Here is a 7,906-nt window from a genome sequence, read left to right as displayed (position 1 = left end):
GTACGAGACCGGCAGTCATGCGTGGAGGGGGGCGGGTGGTCCGGCCGGCGTATAAAAGGACCGCAACCACCCGCGCCCGCCAGGCCGGAGGCCTGAACCCGCCAGAGCTCAGCTGAGACGGCCGGCCGGACCACCCGCCCCCCTCCACGCGAACCAAGCCCAGCCCAGAAAACCAAACAAGCCCAGCGAACCAAACAAGCCCAGCGAACCAGGAGAACCAACCGGCCCACGCAATCAGCGTGAAGTCGATTCAAGGTCCTGAATCCAGGGACTCCTAGTCGCCGAGAAGCGCGTCCACGAACACCTCAGGGTCGAACGGCGCCAGGTCGTCGGGGCCCTCGCCGAGGCCGACGAGCTTGACCGGGACGCCCAGCTCCCGTTGCACGGAGATGATGATGCCGCCCTTGGCCGTGCCGTCGAGCTTGGTCAGGGCGATGCCGGTGACGTCGACCACCTCGGCGAACACCCGGGCCTGGCGCATGCCGTTCTGGCCGGTCGTCGCGTCGAGGACGAGCAGGACCTCGTCGACCGTCGCCTTCTTCTCGATGACGCGCTTGACCTTGCCGAGCTCGTCCATCAGGCCCGTCTTGGTGTGCAGTCTGCCGGCCGTGTCGACGATGACCACGTCGACCTTGTCCTCGACGCCCTTGGCGACGGCGTCGAAGGCGACCGAGGCGGGGTCGCCCGCCTCGGGGCCGCGCACGACCTCGGCGCCGACCCTGTCACCCCAGGTCTGGAGCTGGTCGGCGGCGGCGGCGCGGAAGGTGTCGGCGGCGCCGAGCACGACCTTGTTGCCGTCGCCGATGAGGGAACGGGCCAGTTTGCCGGTCGTGGTGGTCTTGCCGGTGCCGTTGACGCCGACCACGAGCACCACGGCGGGGCGTTCCCCGTGCGGCTTGACGTGCAGGGTGCGGTCGGTGTCCACGCCGATCTGGGTGAGCAGCTGCTCCTTGAGCAGCTCCCGGACCTCGGTGGGCGTCCGGCTGCCCAGCACCTTCACCTTGGTCCGCAGCTCCTCGACCATCGCCTGCGTCGGAGCGACGCCGACGTCGGCGGTGATCAGGGTCTCCTCGATCTCGTCCCAGGTGTCGTCGTCCAGACGGTCCCGTGAGAGCAGGTCGAGCAGCCCCTTGCCGAGGGTGCTCTGCGAGCGGGCGAGGCGGGCGCGCAGCCGTACCATCCGCCCCGCCGAGGGCGGCGGGATCTCGACGACGGGGGGGACGACCATGGGTTCCGCCGGCTTGACCGGCGGAGGCGGAACGGTGGTGGTCGCCGCGTCGTCATCCTGGGTGACCGCCGCGGGAGGTGCCTGCTCCTGCCCCGGGACGGGCCGCACCTCAGGCGGCTCGACCGGGGGGGCCGACTTGCCTCGCGGCCTGAGCAGCAGGAACATGCCGCCCGCCGCCAGCAGGGCGACGACGACGATGATCGCGATTATGCCGAGATAGGCTTCCACAAGACCACAGTTTTCCAGACGCCCCGGAATGCTCCGACCCCCCGGTGTCAGCCGGAGTCGTGTTCCCTCAGACGCTGGCTGATGACCTGGGTCACGCCGTCTCCTCGCATCGACACGCCGTACAGGGCGTCGGCGATCTCCATCGTGCGCTTCTGGTGGGTGATGATGATGATCTGTGACGTCTGTCGCAGTTCTTCGAACAGGGTCAGCAGGCGCTGGGTGTTGGTGTCGTCGAGCGCCGCCTCGACCTCGTCCATCACGTAGAACGGCGAGGGCCGCGCCTTGAAGATGGAGACGAGGAAGGCCACGGCGGTCAGCGACCGCTCGCCTCCGGACAGCAGCGACAGGCGTTTGACCTTCTTGCCCGGCGGCCTGGCCTCGACCTCGACGCCCGTGGTCAGCATGTCCTCGGGGTCGGTGAGCAGCAGCCTGCCCTCGCCGCCCGGGAAGACCCGCGTGAAGATCGTCTCGAACTCGCGGGCCACGTCCGCGAACGCGGCGCCGAACACCTGCTCGACCCGCTCGTCCACCTCCTTGACGACCAGCAGCAGGTCGCGTCTGGTCTTCTTGAGGTCCTCGAGCTGCGAGGTGAGGAACGCGTGCCGCTCCTCGAGCGCCGCGAACTCCTCAAGGGCCAGCGGGTTGACCTTGCCGAGCTGGGTCATCTGCCGGTCGGCCGCCCTCGCCCGCTTCTCCTGCTCCTCCCGGACGTAGGGAACGGGGTCGCCGTCGACGGTGGGGACGGGTTCGGCCGGGCCGTACTCGGCGATGAGCGTGTCGGGCTCGACGCCGTACTCCTCGACGGCCCTGGTCTCCAGCTGTTCCAGGCGCATCCGCCGCTCGGTCCTGGCGACCTCGCTGCCGTGGGCCCTGTTGACCAGCTTGTCCAGCTCCCCCGACAGCTCCCTGACCCGGAGCCTGACGGCCTTGAGGGACAGGTCGACCTGGCCGCGCGCCTGCTCGGCCTCGTCGCGTTCGGCGGCCGACAGGGCGAGCGAGGCCTCCAGTCTGTCCAGTGTCAGCTCGGTGCCGCGCACCACCGCCTGGGCCACCAGCGCCTGCCTGCGCCGCCGCTCGCGCCGTTCGGCGGCCCTGGCCCGCTCGTCGCGCTCCCGCTCCGCCTCGCGCAGCAGTTCCTCCGCCTTGCCCGCGATGCCCTTGACCCGTTCCTCCGCCGTCCGTACGGCCAGGCGCGCCTCCATCTCGGACTGCCTGGCCGCCGCGCAGATCTCCGCGAGCTCGTCACGCATCTCGGTGGTCGGCTCGGCCTCCAGCTCTTCTTCGGCCGTCGCAGCGACCAGCCGCTCCTCGAGTTCGGCGAGCCCGGCCGCGTCGCGTTCCCTGGCCTCCTGCGCCGCCCGCACGGCCCTGGCGAGGCGCTCGCACTCGGCGCGGGCGGCCTCGGCGGCGGCCCCCAGCTGGGCCAGCTGCCTGGCGGCGGCGGCCGCCCGCTGGTCGGCGTCCCGCTGTCTGGCCCTGACCTGGTCGAGCGCGGCCTGACCCGCGTTGACCCCGGCCTGCGCGGTCTGCACGCCTGTCTGCGCCTCGGCGACCCCGGCCTGGGCCGCCTCGACGGCGAGCTGCGCCTGCGCCTCCGCCTCCGCCGCCTCCTCCATGGCGGCGCCCGCCTGCTCGGCGGCGGTCCTGGCGGAGGCCAGGTCGGCGACGGCCTCGTCGAGCGCGGCCCGTACCTGGAGGGCGGAGGAGCCGCCCGTGGAGCCGCCTCTGGCGGCGTAGGAGCCGAGCAGGTCACCGGAACGGGTGACGGCCCGCAGCTGCGGCCACTGCTCCGCGGCCTTTCTCGCCGTCTCCAGGTCGTCGACGACCAGCACGTCCGCCAGCAGGTGCGTGACGGCGGGCCGCAGCGCGGCGGGCACGGTGACCAGGTCGATCGCCCAGCTGCTCCCTCCGACCGGCACGGGACCGGTCTCGGTCGCCTCCCCTTCGGCGGCGATGAGCAGGGCGGCCTGGCCGGCTTCGCCGCTCCTGAGGAAGTCCACGGCGTCCGCGGCGGCCTGCAGGGACTCGACGGCGACGGCCTCGGCGTAGGCGCCGAGCACGGCCGCCACGGCCACCTCCGCGCCCGGGCTGACGGTGAGCATGGCGGCCACGGGGCCGAGCACTCCGGCCAGGTCGGCGGCCAGCAGCGTCGCGGCGCCGTCCGCGCCGCCTGCCAGGCTCAGCTCGAGCGCCTCGAGCCGTGCTTCGAGAGCGGCGACCTGACGCTGGGCCTCCTGGTCGGCCTTGCGGGCGACGCCGACGGCGGCCCTGGCCGCGCCGAGGGCGGCGTTCGGGCCGCCGACGGCGGCCTTGGCCTCCTCGACCACGCCTCTGGCCGCGTCGACGGCCTGCCTGGCCTGCTCGACGGCCTCCAGGGCGATCTCCAGCTCCTCGGTGAGGGCCGGGTCGGTCTCCGGGTCCGCCTGCCGTTGGTCGTCGTGCGCGGCGCGGGCCTGCTCGGCTCGCTGCTCGGCCTCCTCAAGGGAGAGCGTCAGACGCCCGATCTCCTCCTCGGCCGCTCCCGCCCTGCTGCGCGCCGCGCCGACCTGCCCTTTGAGTCTGGCCAGTCCCTCGCGCCTGTCCGCGGCCGCCCTGGCCTCCGCGGCGAGACGCCGCTCCTCGGCCGCGAGCGCCGCCTCCGTCTCCACGCGCCCGGCCACGGCCCCGGCCAGCGTCTCCTGCTCCTGGGCGAGCAGTTCGGCGAGGACCCGCTCCTGCTCCTGGACCTCCTCGGCCTCCCGCTCGTAGTCCTCGGGGTCGCGTCCCCTGCGCTCGACGGCGGTGTCGGTCGCGTTGCGGTGCCGTTCGGCCGCCAGCCCCGCCAGGCCCCTGAGGCGCTCGCGGAGGGAGGAGAGGCGGAAGTAGGTCTCCTGGGCCGCGGCCAGGCGGGGCTGCGCCTCGGCCTCCGCCGCCTCAAGCTCGGCCTCGGTGACCTGCCCCTGCTCCAGATCGGCCTCGACCACCCTGCGGCGGGCCAGCACGGCGGCCTCGTCCGCGGTCTCCCGTTCCAGGGTGGTGCGCAGGGTGAGCACGTCGTCGGCCAGCAGCCTGAGTCTGGCGTCGCGGAGGTCGGCCTGGATGACGGCGGCCTTGCGGGCGATCTCGGCCTGGCGGCCCAGCGGCTTGAGCTGCCTGCGCAGCTCGGTGGTCAGGTCCTGGACGCGGGTCAGGTTGGCCTGCATGGCGTCCAGTTTCCGCAGCGCCTTCTCCTTGCGCTTGCGGTGCTTCAGGACGCCCGCGGCCTCCTCGATGAAGGCCCTGCGGTCCTCGGGGCCGGCGTGCAGCACCTGGTCGAGCTGGCCCTGCCCGACGATGACGTGCATCTCTCGGCCGATGCCCGAGTCGGACAGCAGCTCCTGGATGTCGAGCAGGCGGCAGGTGTCGCCGTTGATGGCGTACTCGCTCTGGCCCGCCCTGAACATCAGGCGGCTGATCGTGACCTCGGTGTAGTCGATCGGCAGCGCGCCGTCGGAGTTGTCGATGGTGAGCGTGACCTCGGCGCGGCCCAGCGGGGGCCGCGAGGAGGTGCCGGCGAAGATGACGTCCTCCATCTTGCCGCCGCGCAGCGACTTGGCGCTGTGCTCTCCCATGACCCAGGCCAGCGCGTCGACCACGTTGGACTTGCCGGAGCCGTTCGGGCCGACGACCGCGGTGATGCCCGGCTCGAACCTGAGGGTGGTCGCGGAGGCGAAGGACTTGAACCCGCGCAGTGTCAGGGTCTTGAGATACATGTCGCCCCCCGTCCGCCGCGCTTGTGTGCGTCCTGCGCCCTCTCCCTGCCACCGGGCCGCTCTCGCCTGGGAAGACTACCGTTCTTCACCCGCGTCCGCCTGTTCAGCGCCTATGGTGCCCTGCATGGATGCGGAACGGGGCGGGGGCGAGGCTCCGGCTGCGCCGCGTGACGGGGAGGGGCGTTTCAGGCGGCGGGCCTTCCTCGTGGGAGGCGGGCTGGGCGTGCTGGGGCTCGGCGGGGCCGCGCTGGTCGCGGGACCGGGCGGTGTCAGGAGCGCCTACACCCGCGTCGTCTGCGGTTCGACGCCCGAGCCGCCGCCGGGCGGGACGGCAGGACGCAGGCAGGGCACGCTGGAGGGCCGTCGCGTGATCGTCGCGATGCCGCGGGCCGCGCGGGACACGGTGCCGGTGGTGGTGATGCTTCCCGAGCCTCCGGGGGACGCGCGCGCGCCGTACGACCTCTACGCGGTCGACCGCTATCTCGCCGCGAGCCCGGGGGGTTTCGCGATCGCCTCCGTCGACGGCTGGCCGTCGGCGGACATCGTCGGCGCCCTTCTGCCCCATCTGGAGGCCGGCGGGCTGGACGTCCGGCGGATCGGGCTGCTCGGCTGGGCCGCGGGAGGCGCCGAAGCCCTCAGGCTGGCCGCGCAGCTCGGCTCGGGAGTGGTCCGTGCGGTCGCCGCGACCTCACCGGACGTCACCGCGGCGCGGGCGCCGCTGCGGGAGCTGGTGGACATCCCGGTGTGGCTGGGCTGCGGCGAACGCGACGATCGCGCTCCGCAGACGGAGACGATGCTGAAGGGGCTGAAGGCGCTCGGCGCCACGACGGAGGGCGGGATCTCCTCGGGATGCCAGGACACCGCCTACCGCCGCCGGGTGCTTCCCGAACAGCTGGCCTTCTTCGCACGTCACCTGTGAGCCGCCCGTCACACTGAGGTGATGTGGCCTCTCACGCCACATGGCCGGCCACACCGCACATGATCCTGCATGCGGTGAGGGCCGGCGTGGCAAGGGACGCCCCAAGGAGGCGTCCCTGAAAATAGGGTGTTTCGTCCCGGTCTCTAAGTGAGAACCGGCTCACGATCCTGCAGGCGGGTGAACGCCTCGTCGCGGCTGCTGGCCGCGAGTTCGTCGTTCTCGGCCTGGAGCCGGGTGAGCTCCGCCTCGAGATCACGGACACGCTGCTGGAGACGGCGCATTTCCGAGACCATCCGAGGGTCAGGACCGCCGACGTGGCCTAGTAGAGCCTTCGCCATGGTAAAGGGTCCTCCACGCTGAGTGACCAGACTGGTTCGCGCACTTCTTGCCGCGGGAGGGGTGCGCGTGGTTCTTATCAAGAGTCGCACCGGTGGAAGGGGCGGTCAAGTTGAACGCTCCGTGTGGATGCACCAGTGGGCACTCTCGACAGTAAAATATACACTATTTTGGGTGGTTCAAGGAAGCGGTTAGCGCTCAACGAAACCGGCAAGGTTTCCCTTCGCCTCGCTCCAGCGCTCCACGACCGCGTCGACCCTGCCCGGCGTCCCACCGGCTCTGAGCAGGCCGAGCAGTGCGGCGCACGACTCCTCGCCGCCCTCGGCCACGACCTCGACGCGCCCGTCCTCGGTGTTCCTCGCCCAGCCCGCCAGGCCGAGCTCGAGCGCTCTCGCCCGCGTCCACCAGCGGAAACCCACGCCCTGAACGCGCCCCCTGACCCAGGCGGTCAGCCTGACGTCCGTCACGCCCTCACCTTCCTCGGCCGGGGCTGGCAGCGGGGGCAGCTGTAGGAGGAACGGTTCATGAACGACTCCCTGACGATCGGGGCGCCGCACCTGCGGCACGGTTCGTCCCGCCTGCCGTAGACGGCCAGCGAGCGGTCGAAGTAGCCGCTCTCGCCGTTGACGTTGACGTAGAGGCTGTCGAAGGACGTGCCGCCCTCCGCCAGCGCGGCGGTCATCACCTCTCTGGCCGCGCCCAGCAGCTCGGAGATCTTCGGCCCGGTCAGCGCGCCGGTCGCCCTGGTGCCGTGCAGCCGCGCCCGCCAGAGAGCCTCGTCGGCGTAGATGTTGCCGACCCCGCTGATCAGCGACTGGTCCAGCAGGGCCCGCTTGACCTCGGTCTGCCTGGCGCGCAGGCGGCGGGCGAACAGGTCCTCGTCGAAGTGCTCCTCGAACGGGTCGGCCGCGATGTGCGTGATCGGCTCGGGAACCGGCCTGCCCACCGAGTGGGCCATCGGGGTCACCAGCACGTGCCCGAAGGTCCGCTGGTCGACGAAGCGCAGGTCGGGGCCGCCGTCGGCGAAGGCGATCCGGATCCGCAGGTGCCTCTCCGGCGCCGAGTCCGGCTCGACGACCAGCAGCTGGCCGCTCATGCCGAGGTGGGCGAGGATCGCGTCGGAGCCGTCGAGCGGCAGCCAGAGGTACTTGCCCCGGCGCTCGGCGGAACCGACCGTGCGGCCCTTGAGGCGGGAGGCGAACTCCTCGGCCCCGGGGAGGTGGCGCCGGATGGCCCGCGGGTGGAGCACCTCGGCGTGGGCGACGACCCGGCCTGACACCCAGCGTTCCAGGCCTCGCCGGACGACCTCGACCTCGGGCAACTCGGGCATGCACCCCTCCTCGGGCGGACCGGCCTCCCGGAGACGGGCACGCCGGTCTGTCGCGCTTGTACCGGCCGACGGGTCAGCCGGCCTCCTCCGCCTGCCGCGCAGGCCTCTCACACCGGCTCTCGGCCGGTCGCCGC

6 protein-coding genes are annotated in these 7,906 nt (G+C 72.3%); 1 reads left to right on the top strand and 5 read right to left on the bottom strand.

The window, feature by feature from the left end; translation table 11 throughout:
* Positions 1-274: 274 nt before the first annotated feature.
* Together ftsY and smc are read right to left on the bottom strand one after the other, a co-directional pair.
* The gene (ftsY, locus tag PKF00_RS34830) at positions 275-1,456 is read right to left on the bottom strand and encodes a signal recognition particle-docking protein FtsY (RefSeq protein WP_271221965.1); all 1,182 of its coding nucleotides are present in this window, start codon (positions 1,454-1,456) and stop codon (positions 275-277) included.
* A gap of 47 nt (positions 1,457-1,503) precedes the next feature.
* Positions 1,504-5,187, bottom strand: coding sequence for a chromosome segregation protein SMC (smc, locus tag PKF00_RS34825; RefSeq protein ID WP_271221964.1), 3,684 nt, complete (start codon positions 5,185-5,187; stop codon positions 1,504-1,506).
* A gap of 124 nt (positions 5,188-5,311) precedes the next feature.
* Here smc and PKF00_RS34820 point away from each other — a divergent pair, with 124 nt between their 5' ends.
* Complete coding sequence (locus PKF00_RS34820) at positions 5,312-6,106, top strand: alpha/beta hydrolase family protein (protein ID WP_271221963.1); 795 nt, start codon at positions 5,312-5,314, stop codon at positions 6,104-6,106.
* Between the two features lie 143 nt (positions 6,107-6,249).
* On the opposite strand, the gene PKF00_RS34815 is transcribed toward PKF00_RS34820, so the two are convergent.
* The 3 genes from PKF00_RS34815 to mutM form a co-directional block, all read right to left on the bottom strand.
* The gene (locus PKF00_RS34815; RefSeq protein ID WP_271221962.1) at positions 6,250-6,444 is read right to left on the bottom strand and encodes a hypothetical protein; all 195 of its coding nucleotides are present in this window, start codon (positions 6,442-6,444) and stop codon (positions 6,250-6,252) included.
* 189 nt (positions 6,445-6,633) lie between these two features.
* Positions 6,634-6,909: an acylphosphatase gene (locus PKF00_RS34810; RefSeq protein ID WP_271221961.1), complete on the bottom strand. Its 276-nt coding sequence runs from the start codon at positions 6,907-6,909 to the stop codon at positions 6,634-6,636.
* Positions 6,906-7,772, bottom strand: coding sequence for a bifunctional DNA-formamidopyrimidine glycosylase/DNA-(apurinic or apyrimidinic site) lyase (mutM, locus tag PKF00_RS34805; RefSeq protein ID WP_271221960.1), 867 nt, complete (start codon positions 7,770-7,772; stop codon positions 6,906-6,908). The genes PKF00_RS34810 and mutM overlap by 4 nt, the downstream gene beginning before the upstream one ends.
* Between the last annotated feature and the right edge of the window lie 134 nt (positions 7,773-7,906).

This window comes from Streptosporangium carneum (genome assembly GCF_027922005.1).
Lineage (GTDB): Bacteria > Actinomycetota > Actinomycetes > Streptosporangiales > Streptosporangiaceae > Streptosporangium > Streptosporangium carneum.
This window is presented reverse-complemented; position numbering and strand designations above follow the sequence as displayed.